At 39.7% G+C, this 14,700-nt stretch carries 14 protein-coding genes; all 14 read right to left on the bottom strand.

All coding sequences use genetic code 11. The features are described 5' to 3' along the window. Nucleotides 1-39 precede the first annotated feature (39 nt). The 14 genes from AC0VXY_RS04225 to AC0VXY_RS04160 all read right to left on the bottom strand — a co-directional run bounded on the left by AC0VXY_RS04225 (nucleotide 40) and on the right by AC0VXY_RS04160 (nucleotide 14,617). Complete coding sequence (locus AC0VXY_RS04225; RefSeq protein ID WP_435993027.1) at nucleotides 40-477, bottom strand: SMI1/KNR4 family protein; 438 nt, start codon at nucleotides 475-477, stop codon at nucleotides 40-42. A gap of 96 nt (nucleotides 478-573) precedes the next feature. Next, entirely contained in the window at nucleotides 574-1,029 is a 456-nt protein-coding gene (locus AC0VXY_RS04220; RefSeq protein WP_475527007.1) for an immunity protein YezG family protein, read from the bottom strand. Nucleotides 1,030-1,048: 19 nt separating this feature from the next. Next, nucleotides 1,049-2,926, bottom strand: a complete 1,878-nt coding sequence (locus AC0VXY_RS04215) for a T7SS effector LXG polymorphic toxin (protein ID WP_475527006.1) — start codon at nucleotides 2,924-2,926, stop codon at nucleotides 1,049-1,051. Nucleotides 2,927-2,938: 12 nt separating this feature from the next. Beyond that, nucleotides 2,939-3,220 (bottom strand): YwqI/YxiC family protein, encoded by a 282-nt coding sequence (locus AC0VXY_RS04210; RefSeq protein ID WP_435993035.1) that lies wholly within the window; start codon nucleotides 3,218-3,220, stop codon nucleotides 2,939-2,941. A gap of 218 nt (nucleotides 3,221-3,438) precedes the next feature. Beyond that, on the bottom strand, nucleotides 3,439-4,320 hold the full coding sequence (locus AC0VXY_RS04205) for an aminoglycoside phosphotransferase family protein (RefSeq protein ID WP_435993037.1): 882 nt from the start codon (nucleotides 4,318-4,320) through the stop codon (nucleotides 3,439-3,441). A 23-nt stretch (nucleotides 4,321-4,343) separates the two neighbouring features. Next, the gene (gene abc-f / locus AC0VXY_RS04200) at nucleotides 4,344-6,239 is read right to left on the bottom strand and encodes a ribosomal protection-like ABC-F family protein (protein ID WP_435993039.1); all 1,896 of its coding nucleotides are present in this window, start codon (nucleotides 6,237-6,239) and stop codon (nucleotides 4,344-4,346) included. 216 nt (nucleotides 6,240-6,455) lie between these two features. Next, nucleotides 6,456-7,649 carry an aminotransferase-like domain-containing protein gene (locus tag AC0VXY_RS04195; RefSeq protein ID WP_435993041.1) on the bottom strand — a complete coding sequence of 398 codons (1,194 nt, stop codon included), beginning with the start codon at nucleotides 7,647-7,649 and terminating at the stop codon, nucleotides 6,456-6,458. 62 nt (nucleotides 7,650-7,711) lie between these two features. After that, nucleotides 7,712-8,149, bottom strand: coding sequence for a 4'-phosphopantetheinyl transferase family protein (locus tag AC0VXY_RS04190; RefSeq protein ID WP_475527005.1), 438 nt, complete (start codon nucleotides 8,147-8,149; stop codon nucleotides 7,712-7,714). A gap of 163 nt (nucleotides 8,150-8,312) precedes the next feature. After that, a complete protein-coding gene (locus tag AC0VXY_RS04185; protein WP_475527004.1) occupies nucleotides 8,313-9,188 on the bottom strand; it encodes a hypothetical protein in 876 nt (291 codons plus the stop codon). Further along, the gene (locus tag AC0VXY_RS04180; protein WP_435993047.1) at nucleotides 9,189-9,830 is read right to left on the bottom strand and encodes a hypothetical protein; all 642 of its coding nucleotides are present in this window, start codon (nucleotides 9,828-9,830) and stop codon (nucleotides 9,189-9,191) included. Further along, nucleotides 9,817-10,257 (bottom strand): acyl carrier protein, encoded by a 441-nt coding sequence (locus tag AC0VXY_RS04175; protein ID WP_435993049.1) that lies wholly within the window; start codon nucleotides 10,255-10,257, stop codon nucleotides 9,817-9,819. The genes AC0VXY_RS04180 and AC0VXY_RS04175 overlap by 14 nt, the downstream gene beginning before the upstream one ends. A 94-nt stretch (nucleotides 10,258-10,351) precedes the next feature. Further along, the gene (locus AC0VXY_RS04170) at nucleotides 10,352-11,566 is read right to left on the bottom strand and encodes a DegT/DnrJ/EryC1/StrS family aminotransferase (RefSeq protein ID WP_435993051.1); all 1,215 of its coding nucleotides are present in this window, start codon (nucleotides 11,564-11,566) and stop codon (nucleotides 10,352-10,354) included. After that, nucleotides 11,550-12,767, bottom strand: a complete 1,218-nt coding sequence (locus AC0VXY_RS04165; RefSeq protein WP_435993053.1) for an MFS transporter — start codon at nucleotides 12,765-12,767, stop codon at nucleotides 11,550-11,552. Before AC0VXY_RS04165 ends, AC0VXY_RS04170 begins: the two co-directional genes overlap by 17 nt. Beyond that, a complete protein-coding gene (locus tag AC0VXY_RS04160) occupies nucleotides 12,764-14,617 on the bottom strand; it encodes a hypothetical protein (RefSeq protein ID WP_435993055.1) in 1,854 nt (617 codons plus the stop codon). The genes AC0VXY_RS04165 and AC0VXY_RS04160 overlap by 4 nt, the downstream gene beginning before the upstream one ends. Between the last annotated feature and the right edge of the window lie 83 nt (nucleotides 14,618-14,700).

The raw sequence follows: 14,700 nt of genomic DNA, 5'->3' as shown, positions 1-14,700 counted from the left end.
TAACTCATTATTATGCAGGGGGACTGACCCCAAAATTCATTATTCAACCATATTAATAAAATATTCGGCATCATCGTCAATTTTTCTTAAAAATCCCTCCAACGATGCAGCTATTTGTGTATCAAAAAAATATACTGGTGATTGTTTAGAAGTATCTAAAGCAAGCGTTAAATATACACCCTCGTTCACTTCAAAAAATACTAATTTATCTTCTTCCTCATAAATTCCGTCTAAATCTGGGTCATACTCGTAAATACCTTCTCTCAATGTAATATCAACTATAGTATCAGGGTCCATTAATCTATTTATTGCATCCTCATTGCTACCTTTAATAAAGCCATAACCTACTTCTAGATAAAATTCTCTAAGTTCATCAGGTAATCCAAATCCAAGTCGCTTTTCTGCATCTAACAGTTCTTTATTTTGTAGTTTAATAAATTTATGCTTCCCATGTTTAATAAAATCAAATGTAGCCATTAAAAGCTACCTCCTCGGAAACAAAAAGCACTTGTTTCCTAATCGGCAATCAAGTGCTTTATAGTTTCAATAATAAACCGGCTTGACAATCAAACCTTAAAGTTTATTATTTTGTATTTCATCAAACCACTCATCAGCAATCTGACGGGCCGTTTTAGTTTCATGATTAGTATAAACTAAATTATACTTGTATTCAGATTTGAATTTGCCACTCTTAACATCATATATTAACTTCATTTCAGTAGGCATGTCTTTTTCATAATCCAAACATAATTTTTTAATTTTTTCAATATCTTCATTTAAGATATCTAATACCATAAACTGGCGTTCCGAAGATACATTGTATCTTTCATCCCCATTCGCCAATGCATCATTCACTTTATGAGGCTTCACATACTTATTATTAATTAAATAAAAAAACTTGCTCGAAATAATACTTTCCTCACATGAAGCGTAAACATATACTTTATCCGCTCTCTCTTCAATATACTCCATACATATAGATATCATATCAGCTTGCAATTCACTAAATCTATCTTCAAAAGTCTTCATCTAGTTTTCACTCCTTAGATTAGTTTAAAAGGACTTCAGAGAACGACTCACCATCAATTGTGTATTTTACTAGGAATTTTTCCGGCCTCACATTATTCCCAGAGTATATTACTTCTAGATTAATTGTTACTTCTTTTGGAGGGGTTTCCTTTAAAGCTGCAGCCCATTCATCTTCAATTTTCTTATATTGCTTCAAATTAACATCAGACAATTGCGAAACCAAATTATCTATTTTAGGTGAGCCTCCAAACCTATCACCTGCCAAATGTCCCGCGTGGTCCTGACCTTTTACTTTACCTGGTGTATTTTTACTGTGTGACAATCTATCTTTTCTCGTTGTTAATTGTAAATTTTCTGTTTCGAATTTTACAATCCTACCTTCACTATCTGTTTGATAGAAGTAGTTATACTCTCCAGTTTTATACCTAATATTAGGCTTTAATCGATTTTTCCTTCCGTTTGTGTACTGTTCGCCTTTTCCCACAAATATTTTAACATCTCTTGCACCAGCCAAACGATTACCCGTTCCCTTAGTCGCACTCTTCCCAGAAACCACCACACGCCCATCCTCATTCAACAACACCTTCCCCATCCTGGAGAAAGCCTCGGACTGAGCTACCCTCGAAACCGGACCGGCCACTACCTTTTGATAGGTCTTCTCCATCACCGATTTCACTTTCCCCGGATTCAAGACATGTTTGGTCTTCCGGAATAGCTCTTGAAGATGTCCGGAGAGGGAATTTAGTCCCAGTGCCCTTCTTCCTGTTCGAGAAGAAAGCAGCTGATGCGCGGTGTCTTCCACTTTTCCAAAGGTGCTTTTGACTCCGTTGTGGATGAAGGATTTGATTTTGGCTGTCGTCATGACGTTGTAGGGAACGTCGATCTTGGAGCTCATTTTGCCGGTTTTACCCATCTTACCGACTTTGTCTACGCCTTTTGCTCCGAAAATAGATGCGGCGATATAGGTTCCCGCATAGGAAAAGTATCTCGCCCTGCTTCGCACGTCTCCGTTGACGACTTCTTCTTCAAAGGATTGTTTCAGGTCCTTCCATATGTACTTCGCCGTGTCGATGGGGTGAAGGACGGTATGAATGATGCCTTTGAAGAATCCGATGGGATCGGTGAACAGGGCGATGAGCGTGTCGACGAGATCGCTGACGATATCCACGATCGCAAACAGGGCTCCTTCCACGGTCCCAAGAAACTCGGATTCTTTATTTTTGGCCATGACCGATGTAAACTCGGATAGTTTGGATAGAAACGATGAGTCTTCCTGGTGAGCCTTCTTCTCTATTATACCAAGCTTTCCTTTTTGAAAAACAGTTTGGAGCCGAGCGATTTGCTGCGTCATCGTGTGGACCTGTTCTTCAAGGGAAGAAAGCGAAGCCGTTTGAGTATGGTCGAACTCATTCAGCTTTCGGAGGCTACGTTCTTTTTCCTCCTGGGCATGGGTTACCTGCTGTAAAAACGACCAGTCCTGGATTCTTGGCACCGATACAATATCTGATACACTTCTAATGGTGGAATTGGCTTCCCCCGTTAGTTCCACGGTTATCTGCCTTGCACGGTGAAGACCTTCCTCCACTTCGTTGTCCAGGAAGCTCTGCCTTATGAACCCGTCAGGTGAAGGCTCCACGTGATCAAGCGCCTCCTTCATTTGACTGATCACGGATTGATAGTCGGATAAAAACAACTGGTATTGTTCCAGCATGGGAAGGTGCTGACTCCGGTAGAAATCGCGGATCGCATTCCCGCCCTCCCCCTTAAACGCCTCATCCAGATGGACCACGTCCTGAACGGCTCTTTCAATCTGCTCTACCTGATCTTTCTGGGAAGACAGGGTTTCCTCTATTTCCTTTATTCCATGTTGAAAGCCGTCAACATCCAGTATTTTCATAGAGTGCCTCCCTTACCGGCTCAAGGTCATGGTAGAAGAAAGAGTACGATCGGTTTCTTCCATGCCCTCTACGGAAAGTTGTGTCGCCGACTGGTTTTCCATCAGAAGCTGTTGATAGCTCTCAAGCATCTTCTGGCACTGCTCATTGAGTTCATTGAGCTTATTGATGACCTCAAGTTCATTCGCCCCGCCAATCTGCCTTGGGTACGCTGTATTCCAAGCGTCAATCGTCTGACGAAGCTTGGAGAGCGCCCTCTCCGTCTCTGAGTACTTAATCTGGATTTCAGTGTGCATGTGATCGATCCTTTCTCTATAAATCTATTTATTTTTAATATCCTATAAAATTCCAATTCACAGAATATCGTACCATCGTTTCTTTGGTCATTCTATTGTGAACCTGGGTTTAACTAAAAATAGGAGATAATGCTCATTTCTTAAGTAACAACATGAACATGAGAGCCCTTTAATCGTAAAAGAAGCACGGGAACCGTCCCCATGCTTCTTTGATTCTTTCATGACATCGTCCGTATAGAATCCTCAACCACAATCTCATACCAATAAGTCCAGGCGTTCAGGTAGATGGGTAAGTCTCGTGGGTGATGTTTGATACACCTGGCTATTCGGAAGTATAATCCTATGAGTACCTCCTCGTATAACGTTTGTTTACTCATTTCTCTTCCAACCTTCAGTAATTCGGCTGCCGCTTCAAAGGTTTCTCTATTCAAACTATCCGGGGTAGAACAGAATGCGTATACCAAATCATAAATCGGATACCCCACCACCGGCATAGGATCTATGATTCCTTCCAGGTTATCATTCATGACTACGCAATTATGGAACCCGCAATCTCCATGTAATAGATAGGGCGTTTTACTTGATTGATTTCTAACTGGAGCGTCAATCAATCGATAAATCACTTCTTTTTCATTATGGGGTAAATAGCCGGCTATCCACTCATCAGCCTCCATGGTCCAGTCTTTTAGAAAGCTGGTCCATGAATCCGTACTTGTTTGAACCCATCCCCAACCATTGTCTGTATCTATCGGTTCATAGCGGTTGATTAGTGTCTGAACGACCATCTTAAGAAGAGTTTCTTTCCTTATCATGGAAGGGTTTATTTCACCTGGCACGTAGGAATACACCATATATTTATTGTTCGCCTCTGTGTACAGAAGGTTTGCCAGAATGGGAAGATGCTTATACGTTTGTAAGAAAAAGGATTCAGCTTTAAGTACTGGAGGATCATTTATTTTGATGACTTTTTTTGAAAGAGTCGACTCTGTAATAAGAAAGATGTGACTTAGTGTTCCACCCTTTAACTTTTCAACATTCAGTATATCCGGATCGATCACCTTTTTTTTAATTAATTCATCTACAATGGCATCAATATTCATGTCTATTACACCAACCTGCGATATTATCCAACATTCATCATCGACTCTAACTTTTGATAAATTTGATCTTTCGCGTGTTCATATTCGACTTTTTCATTGAATAATCGCTCGAGCATCGTTACATCTTTCTCATGAAACATCCTTTCATCGATGTCATCCATCTGGCGTTCCAGCTCTATCAATTCCTGTTCCAATTGATCCAAACCAACTACTGGATGATGGTCTTTCTTTTTCTCATCAGTATGGATATTCTTTTTTTCCACTTTTTCCAACGGTTGTTTTGCATCCATTTCCTTCGCTAAGATCTTATCCTTTACGGAATCATAGTTACCCTCAAAGAATGTTAGTCTACCATTCTGAATCCAATACACTTTATCAAATAACTTGTTTATGAAATAGCGATCATGAGATACCGCCAATATGGTCCCGTTAAACTCACTCAGAGCTTCTTCCAGCACTTCCCTTGACTCTATATCCAGGTGATTGGTCGGCTCATCCATCACCAGGAAATTTAGATCTTGATGCATCAATTGGGCCAGCCTAAGCCTCATTCGTTCACCGCCGCTTAGTTGTGAAACTTTTTTAAACACGGCATGACCATAGAATAAGAATTTGGCTAGAATATTCCTGGCTTCTCCTTCTGTAACGGATACATTTTCCCTGAAGGATTCCAATACCTTGTTTCCTGAATCAGGGAATAATTCTCCTTGAGAAAGATACCCAATCTTGACATTACTTCCAATCGCAACCTTTCCTTTATCAGGGGGAATCTCGCCCATTATCATTTTAAGGATCGTGGATTTCCCCACTCCATTGTTCCCCAGCAATACCATTTTGTCTTGATAACGTAAACTCATGTTTCCGTCGTTTACTATGACCTTGTCGTCGTATTTCTTTGAAACATTCTCCATCACCATCACGTCAGTCCCGCTTCTGTCACTATGGTCTAATGTAAGCTCCATTTTCCTCCTGTTCAACTGGGGCCGATCGATTTTCTCCATTCTTTCTAGAGCCTTTTCCATACTTTTCGCTCTTCTATGCATATTGGCATTGGGAGGATTGGCTCTGTTTGCCCATTCTTTAAGGGTTTTAATCGTTTGTTTCATTTTCTTTATCTTCTGTTGCTGCAATTTATAGCTTTCAAACTCTTTCAGTAGCCTTTGTTCCTTCTCTATGACAAATCGTGAATAATTGGAGTGATAGACGGTTAGTTCCCCACCCTCCATATCAAATATTTTAGTATTGATTTCATCTAGGAAATACCGGTCATGCGAAATGACAATTATGGTGCCTTCATAACTCTTCAAATAAGTACTTAACCATTCTACTGATCCAATATCAAGGTGATTGGTGGGCTCATCCAATAGAAAGATATCCGGATTCTGTAATAGGGAAAGACCTAAACAAACCTTGGTCTTTTCACCTCCACTTAGATCATGGAAATTCTTATTCAATAAATTTTGTATGTTAAGTCCGTTTGATATGTACTCAATCTTGGCTTCCATTTCATATCCGTCTTTCAACGCGAATTCGTCCTGGATCGTGCCGTATCTCTTCATGATTATGTTCAATGCCTGGGCATCCGCCTCATCCTTCATTTTCGTTTCTAATACTTTCATCTCCGCCTGGATTTCAATCAAATCCTTGAAAGCTAGTTCCAAAACCCCTCTGCCGGTTATAATCGAGGAGAAATTCGGGATTTGTTCAAGATAGCCTACTTTAATGTTTTTCTTCCAATGTATTTCTCCACTATCTTGTTTATCATGCCCTGACAGAAGTTTGAATAAGGTTGTTTTTCCTGACCCATTACTTCCAACAACCCCAATACGGTCTCCGGAATAAATATCAAAGGCTAAATCATTTAGAACGATTGAGCCTCCATACATCTTACTGACTTCTCTTCCACTGCATATAATCATTCTTTTACCCCCAGCATTGAGGAGAATGTTTCATTCCTGCCTCATTATTTCTTGGTCTTGTTGGACATACTTTCTTAATGGCTGTGTAAGTAGCATCGTCTCGTAGCCAGTTGCATTGTCATCCATCCATTCACTTCTGTCACTTTGATTCACTCATTCTCCATTTTATAACGAAATATTCTGTTTATTACTCCAATACCAGTACCTACAACCACTCTATATGGTGACGATGGAATCTTGCATATTCTTTATACATTCCCCAACCCGTTCAATCCCTGTCTTTATCTGGGCATGATCCGGGTTTGTAAAATTCAACCTTATATAATTTCCTGAGCCCTCATTATATTCTGGACAAAAGACGGACCCCGGAATAAAGGTGACGCCTCTTTTCAGAGTGAAATTCAAAAGCTCTGTTACATTGATTTCCTCTTTCAATAATACCCAAAGAAACATACCACCCTTTGGGGACCGATACTCAACATTCGTATGTAAATATAAATCTAAATAATGCTGCATGGTCTCTCTTTTGGCTTTATATTGTCTCCTCAATGTATCTAAATACGTTTCAAAATGATCTTTTACTATTTCCCGGACCACAAATTGCGATAAATTACTCGTGTGAACATCTTTATTCTCTTTTAATTTCATGACTTTCCGGATTATGTCCTCATGTGCAATGATATAGCCTACCCTCAGTCCAGGGGAGATGATTTTTGAAAAACTTGAAAGATAGATGACATTCGGATGACCGGATGATTTAATCGGCTTGATAAATGGGGCATCATAGTTTAATTCGATATAAGGGTCGTCCTCAATGATGGTGATATCGAATTCATTCATGATATCTACCATCTTCCTGCGTCTGTCCTTACTTAAAGAATAGCCTGTAGGATTATTATAATTCGTCACAATATAGAGAAACTTTGGGTGGTATTTCTTTAGTTTCTCTTCTAAACATTCTATGATGATCCCATCTTCATCTGATTCTACTGGAATGACTTCCGCTTTATAGCTTTTAAATATCTCGAGGGCTGACACAAAGGAGTATTGATCCACAAATATATAATCACCTGGATCAATGAAGAATTCAGTCATTAGTTCAATCGCCTGTGTGCCACCGGAAGTAATCATGACCTCCGAATCGCTCGTGTTGATCCCATACCGTTCAACCCATTCGCTTATTAATTCCCTAAGCTCCCTGTCTCCTTCAATTTGACCGTATTGGAAGATGGATTGGTTCACATCGAGACAGGCACGATTCAAGATTTCTACATAGTTATGATGATTCACTAATTCTGAGGATGGCAATCCTCCAGCGAAAGAAATTACCCCCTCGGTAACATTAAGAAGCTCATTAACGGGATTGACTTGTTTCAACGTCTGTTCTGCCTTATTGGAAATCTTCACCATCCTTTATGTCCTCCGTCCCTTTCTAACCATTGTTCTATTCCTCTCCCACATCACAACTTCTTCTAGAAACATACACTGATAGCATACTCTCCTCCTAATTCAAAAGAGAGCAACCGTGGCTTTATGTCCTCACACCCTGTATCAACATAGCCTAAGCCTGGTTCTGTTGGAATGGAAAAAGAATAAAGCGGCATCTTCAGGCCCGCACCCATATATTTCACAAAGCTTTCCTTACCTGTCCAGATCCTGAAAAACTCTCTTTCTGCTACACTTTGATTGATACCATGAATGTAGTGCTGCTCACATAAACTAAAGTGCCTGGAAATATTCCTATAGTCTATGGTTCGTATTCTTTCTATGTCTACTCCAATTGGGGAACGTGACATCCCAATCAACATCCAATCACCCGAGTAGGAAATGTTGAAGTGAAGCCCTACTTTTTCGTCAACGAATTTTTTCCCGTATTTATCTTCTTCTATCTTTATTTCCCTTGGATTCATATTCACTTTTCGGGAGATGAGGAATCGAATTATATCATTCGATAAAACAGATAAGGTTGACCGCTTGCTTAGGCTTAGGCAAGTGCTTGTTATATAGCTTTCGAATGTGGAGGTATTAAATATGTAAAGCTCAATCATCAGCTGCCCCTCGTTTATTGTTCGGTTATAATGATTGGACAAATTTCACTATCTCTTCAAAGCGGAACCCTAAATTTTCTTCAATCAATGAATTCCATTCCTCGACGTTTTCAAAGGAAACGTCATCATACATAGTCGGTACATTCTTACTGTCGACCATGAAGCAGTTTTCGTTTGCCTCAAGAGAAAGGATAGGTAATGTAGGGATATATGCAGCCTGTTTTTCAATGCCTAATATGACCGATTGCGATAAATGCACGCCGTCTACAATAAGATCTTCTTTCCCGACATCTCCCGCTGGATATCTATATCGTAAACAATAGCTTTCATATCCCTTCAAGATTTGGTCTTCGTTAGAAGCCCCCATAGGGTATAGCTTTAACTTAGGGTTATCGGTATATGGTTGAAACAACCCGTATAATTTCCTTTTACTGATTTCTCCACCGAAGAGATGATTCGCATGCGTTGCAGAAAGGTGGACTCCCAGGAACTCAGAAAGCTGATCAACTAAACGACTGATTTTTGATGATAACGTTTGATAATGAGCTTCATAAGATGGATAGTTATGGGACTCCTCCATGATTGGAACTAGTATTAAGCCTTCCACCTTGAATTTCTTGGCAAACATGGCCACCACCAGTATTTCCCATAGGAACGATAATGGTAGTTGGTCATACTCTCCATTACTTTTGTAGATACATACCCCACCTATGACGCGTTTAACAGGTGCTTGGGGCAGATTATACCCCCCAACAGCGATTTGGGTCAGGGATTCCAGCTTCTCTTCCCACTCCCTGGACAAAGGAAGGATCCCCTGTTCCTGCCAGGCACTTGGGTTCCCCTCTTTTAGTTCCATGGCTTTCCTAGCACCAGGTGGATATTCTCTTGTTAATGGACTCATTCAACCTTCACCTCTATTAATCGATTCATACAATCGCTCTATTCCTATACCAAAGCAGCAAGAGACTCCTTCTACCTTCTTCTTCGCAGAAAAGTGCTCTCCGTGTTTGTTTGCTGAAGCAATGGATACTTTGTTGCCTCCACTTCCTACTATCCATTCTTCTTTTTCATATTTTTGAATAAAGGAATCATCCGCTTTGGTCCATTCCCCTTCTGTATATCTACTTAAAAAGGTGGTTAGAAGCTCTTTCACCTCTATGTATTTAGTGGCTGTATATTCCTTAGAACCCGTGATGATCACTTCAGCCACTTCGAATGATTCCATTCTTGTTTGCTTATTCAAGTTTCGCAAGGGCTCCAACCGATGTACGCGATTAAAGCCAAAATAAATATTGTCTGTATAATTTTCCACCTCATCAAAAAATGGAAGACATGCAGCATGGACGAGAGTCCCTTCTTTATGTCCAGAATCGACATTTTGCGGATGAAAAAATGAATCCTGCACCAGTGAAGGCAGCCACAAACTTGTATAGTCTAATTGGCTAAGAGTATCTTCTATTTCTTTTTTCAGGCTTGCCAGTTGTTTTGCTCCTTCTCCACAAACAAAGAGAGCGCCAGATTTGGTTGATTTAATATCTATCAATATAGTCGACCTCTTTTTCTATTTTTGTCATTACTTGACTGTAATTCTGAATGTTTGCCGGAATTCCTAATAAAATTTCATTTTCAGTTAGTTTAAATGCAATGTTTCGATCAAACTGAAATTCTATCCACATCCTAAATTCGATTAAATCTTTGTCGGTTCTGACTACATACCAGTGTCTTACCAAATCTTGTTGAGTAGATTCATTTACTGTAGAAAGTAAATCCCTGACCGTTCTAAAGGATGAAGGTGGTAAATGTGTCAGCTGAATATGGACCCCTTGATCCATTTCAATAAATGTTATCAGTTCTAACAGTTGAAGAGAATTGATCAATTCGCCATATAGAATATCGTCATGGCTCACTTTTTTGTGACTTTTCTCTTCCAACCATTCCAATACAGCCTCTGATAAGCTTTTCGTTTTCAAGAAGTCACCCCATTTAAGGACTACATAAGAAAAAGCAGAGCTCCATATAGAATCTCTATCATTCTATTCAGTTACCCTGCTTATATTTAGTCGTTTATTTTGTTAGAAGTTCACACACTTTTACTGCACAACGTGCCGAGTCTTCTTCACTCATTTGAGTTCCGACTACAAACACTCTGTCCCAAAGTTCTTTTTCAGACTTTAATAACGCTTCTTCTTCCTCTCCCCACCAATTCTCTTTCTCCATCCATGTCTTAACCCAAGGGGTTTCGATCAGGGACGGATAAACCCATGCTGGAACACCTTCCATATTAAGGGCTTCCACTAACCAATCTCTGTCATCCTTCGTCCAATTCTCAGGCAATATCACCGCTGTATCGAACCATACCACTTCACAATCCAAGTGTTTGTGAGGCTCTGCCACTTCAATTCCTGCTTCTTTCAATATACTTGAGAAGCGATTGGCCGATTTATTTCGCAGAATGATCTTTTCTTGCATGACATCCAACGACGCATGCCCCAGAACCGCTTCCATTTCTCCACCTCTGAAGTTATAACCTGGTGTAACGGACCAAACATTATCACTTTTCCCATGGTGGCCGATGGTTCGCATTCTCGTTCCGATTTCAGGATCATCGTAAACATTCATTCCGCCTTGTCCCGCTCCGAACAGCTTCCTATTTGATCCTGCAAAGGTTGACACATCTCCCCTGAATCCCACATAGGTACCGTCCAGTTTACTTCCTAATGCCTGGCTTGCATCTTCTAGTAAATATTTTGCCTGTGTCTTTTCCATAATATGGTCAATATCAACTACATTCCCAAAGAAATGAGTGATAAGGGCAACTTTGATGTCTTCTGGGATTGTATAGCCTTCCGGATAATGACTCATCAGGGTTTTTCTGTCTGTAGGAATGAATACCGGCCGCGTCTTGGAATGATATACGGCATTAAGGGAAGAGATGAAGCCTGAAGAACTTATTGCCACTTTATCCCCTTCATTCAAATCCAATGCTCTTAATCCGGTCACTAATGCCGCACTGCCGGAGTTATGAAAAAACGCACCGTTCTTTCCAATTACATTAGCAAAACGTTCTTCTAATTTCTTGGCTACTGGTCCTCCCCCCCAATAAGACGTTCTACCACTTCTTACGATATCGGCTACTTTGTCTGCAGCATCGGTGCATATCCCTGTATCTTCATAGGGTAATGGAATAGGATCCTTCCCACTATTGATAACTAGATCCATGTTTTCTTTTACTTCATTTGGCTGCTTTATATCTTTTACTTCATTAAGCTGCTTTATCATTTATCTGTCCCCAATCCATACGTTTAGTTTTATTAATATATAACAGTGCTGTTGCTAGATTTATCAATCCTATAGTCGCAGTGGTGATATTTAATGAAGTCACATCCAATAAAAATCCGATCATCAGATAGGACAACCCCAGACTAACACTTCCAATCATGGAACCAACGGACATGATGCTTGCCCTTGTAAGTGACGGTATTTTACTATGAATAAAATTCACGTTCAGAACATTTGAAATATACGGGAATATCACAATAGCTACAAACGAGATATAATAGTAGAAACTAAGGTCAAAAATATTTAATATAAGCACGAAAGACGTACCTAACATGGTAGACACAATGACTTTTCTGGAAGAGAATTTATTGGCCAATTTCGGAGCGATAAAATAACTGAACCCTGAAAAGAGTCTCCCTCCCATAAAGACAAGTGAAATCACAAACACATTCAGCCCTAACATATGGAAGAATTGCTGTGAAAACATGAAATACGACATACAAGTTGCTTCGAATGCCCCAAGAAGGATGAATACCAGAAGAATTTTACGCCCCTCATAACTTTTAAAATATTGAGAGGTTTCGCTAATAATATTCTTCTTCTGAGAAATCACTTTCTTAGTTAGCGTGTCTATACTTTCAGTTTCATTAACTGATAGCTCTTTGATGGATAAGAAGAATACGATAGATCCCAGGATCGCGATTGAACTCAAGCCATAAACAAGATTCCAGGATACCCCCTGAATGGCACCTCCAACAATGGAAGCAATCGCCAACGAAATATAGGACAGGGCTAAAGAGTTGCTCATCGTTTTCAGAAACTGCTCTTCTTCATCCATCTTCTTCAGATTATCGTAGAGAAGTGATTGATCTGACCCGGAAATAAAAGACATCCCCAACCCTTCCAAGAAGAAAAGAATCGCCAAGACCCAAAAATGTTCAAACATTATAAATCCTAAGGATGAAAGTGTTAATAAGGTTAGTCCGGTCACAACACTGAATTTCCGACCAAACCGATCACCTAAGATCCCTGTAGGAACTTCACTTAAAAACATCCCGCCCAGGAGACTCATTTGTAAAATAGCGATCTCGGAATTATCCAACCCTCTTTGGGTGGTTAGGAATAACATGAAAATCCCTTTTTGGAACACTAGATTAGATAAGAAGTAATATGAATTGTATTTAAATACTAACGATTTCATATAACCTTCCCTTCTAATGTAAAGAAGTGACGATTGATGGTTATGCCTAAGTTTTGTACAGTGAAGACCGTGAAATAGTATCCTTGAGCAGGAATATCATTTCTAAATTCAAACTCTAATTCCACTTCAAACGCTTCTTTACTCTTATTCTTAAATCTCTTCAAGGTCGGCTCACCAATCAGATGCTCTTTAATATAATTGGGTACGAACCACCCAACCATGATTTCTCCCTCTTCTTCCGGAGTAATGGTGCATACCCCTTTGATCCGCTCCCCTACTTTAAAGTCTGGAGTTACATCGACGGCGATTTTTGGCCCACCAGCCATTCCAATGCTTTTATCCCCACATCGGAAGCAGAATTCCATTTTCAGATCAAAGGTTTGGGAACTATGTCCTTTGTAGAAATATGACAATCCTTCCTGTCCACAATTACATAGATGGGGATGGATCGTTTCAACATCTACCTTTGAACGATATACGTTGTATCCATCGAATTCCATGATAGGGTCATCTGGATCTTCCATAATCGTATTGGCGATAATATCATTAAGAGCTTGAATTTTCTGTTTCCAATTATTTTCTATTTGACGCTTCTCTTTGGCATCGAGACCATACTGCCCCCTCAATACATACTGATTACCTTTATTAATGAAATTAGGCAATAATTTCTTCAATGAATGATTTTCATCTATGAAATCGTTCGTATAATATTTTTGGGCTCTTTCTAACGTTCTGATAATCCGATTACTGGGCTCAATGATGTCAATATCGATTGTGTCTTTCGTAACCGGTAATCCAACTTCAATCATACTTGGGAACGGCTGCATATAATCCAGGGAATCGTTTATGATTCTGGCAGGGTTCCAATTAGGATTGGTGAAATCGACTAACCTTTTCAACTCCAATAAATCGGAGTCCTGAATCGTTACCGCAGCTGTAATATTCTGGGCAGGGCTGTCTATCGCATTCAACAATAAATTGAACTTATCATCGTACAGCGCCATATCGGCGAATGGTCCATTATTACAAGAGGCCATGATCACATTCGCTGCCTTTACTCTGTTTAGTGGGATCAGTTTCTGATCATCTTTAAAGCACGATTGCTCACAATACCCGCATCTTGGAAAGATATTGTGTTTGTTTACTACCTCATCATTTCTCCCACAGATGGTATAATCCTCAAAGTTGATATTGTCCTCTTTCCCGTGTCCGTGAAGAATCAGCTTACTCCAATTGTTTTCCAAAAGCTCTAATTGCATATCGTGCTTCTTGACTATAGCTTTGTCGTAAATCAATAACTCTTCAGCAATATTGATCATTTCGGTTTTTAAGCTTTGATTGATTTTCCTGTGAGTTAAAAGGCCATTATCCATGCCCTTTGATTCTTTCAGAAATTGCTTGGCACACAACCAGGATAGGGAACTTGTATCTCTTCCAATGAGGTAAGAAACCTGTATTTTTTCCTGATAACATTTAAATATGAATCTTTTAAGATTGTCGTATTTAAAATCCTTATACAATCCCATAACCACAACGGATTTTTTTTCGAGGTCTAAATCAATCAGGTCTTTAAGTTCATACCAGTTATCAGCGAAGCTGCTTTCGAGTGATGAAAACATCTCGATATCTTCATGAGGAGATAATCGAATTCCCACATCTACTTTGTTAGGGTTTTTTCTTTCATCATATAGGGATCGGGATAAACGAATGCTTTCCTCAAGATCATTCCGACCCTTTACGAATACTGGAATAACCGTTGGATCGGCCTCCCCTACAAACTCTTCCATTGCTTGCATATATGTCTGTTCGTCTGTATATGTTTCCAGTAGTTCTGATTTCAGTAATTCCACAGCAATACCCCTTTTCTATAACTTTCTCATTTCTGTGCCCATAGAGTATCCGCATTTTCTCTCTCTTTCTTCTACAACAGGAG

This window comes from Rossellomorea sp. QJM3NY_18 (genome assembly GCF_056173145.1).
The sequence above is the reverse complement of the archived record's forward strand: the minus strand, read 5'-3'. Positions and strand labels throughout refer to the sequence as shown.

Bases quoted from the DNA above. Each gene is read 5' to 3' on its own strand.
- AC0VXY_RS04225 (WP_435993027.1), bottom strand. From the start codon at position 477: ATGGCTACATTTGATTTTATTAAACATGGGAAGCATAAATTTATTAAA.
- AC0VXY_RS04220 (WP_475527007.1), bottom strand. From the start codon at position 1,029: ATGAAGACTTTTGAAGATAGATTTAGTGAATTGCAAGCTGATATGATA.
- AC0VXY_RS04215 (WP_475527006.1), bottom strand. From the start codon at position 2,926: ATGAAAATACTGGATGTTGACGGCTTTCAACATGGAATAAAGGAAATA.
- AC0VXY_RS04210 (WP_435993035.1), bottom strand. From the start codon at position 3,220: ATGCACACTGAAATCCAGATTAAGTACTCAGAGACGGAGAGGGCGCTC.
- AC0VXY_RS04205 (WP_435993037.1), bottom strand. From the start codon at position 4,320: ATGAATATTGATGCCATTGTAGATGAATTAATTAAAAAAAAGGTGATC.
- abc-f (WP_435993039.1), bottom strand. From the start codon at position 6,239: ATGATTATATGCAGTGGAAGAGAAGTCAGTAAGATGTATGGAGGCTCA.
- AC0VXY_RS04195 (WP_435993041.1), bottom strand. From the start codon at position 7,649: ATGGTGAAGATTTCCAATAAGGCAGAACAGACGTTGAAACAAGTCAAT.
- AC0VXY_RS04190 (WP_475527005.1), bottom strand. From the start codon at position 8,149: ATGAATCCAAGGGAAATAAAGATAGAAGAAGATAAATACGGGAAAAAA.
- AC0VXY_RS04185 (WP_475527004.1), bottom strand. From the start codon at position 9,188: ATGAGTCCATTAACAAGAGAATATCCACCTGGTGCTAGGAAAGCCATG.
- AC0VXY_RS04170 (WP_435993051.1), bottom strand. From the start codon at position 11,566: ATGATAAAGCAGCTTAATGAAGTAAAAGATATAAAGCAGCCAAATGAA.
- AC0VXY_RS04165 (WP_435993053.1), bottom strand. From the start codon at position 12,767: ATGAAATCGTTAGTATTTAAATACAATTCATATTACTTCTTATCTAAT.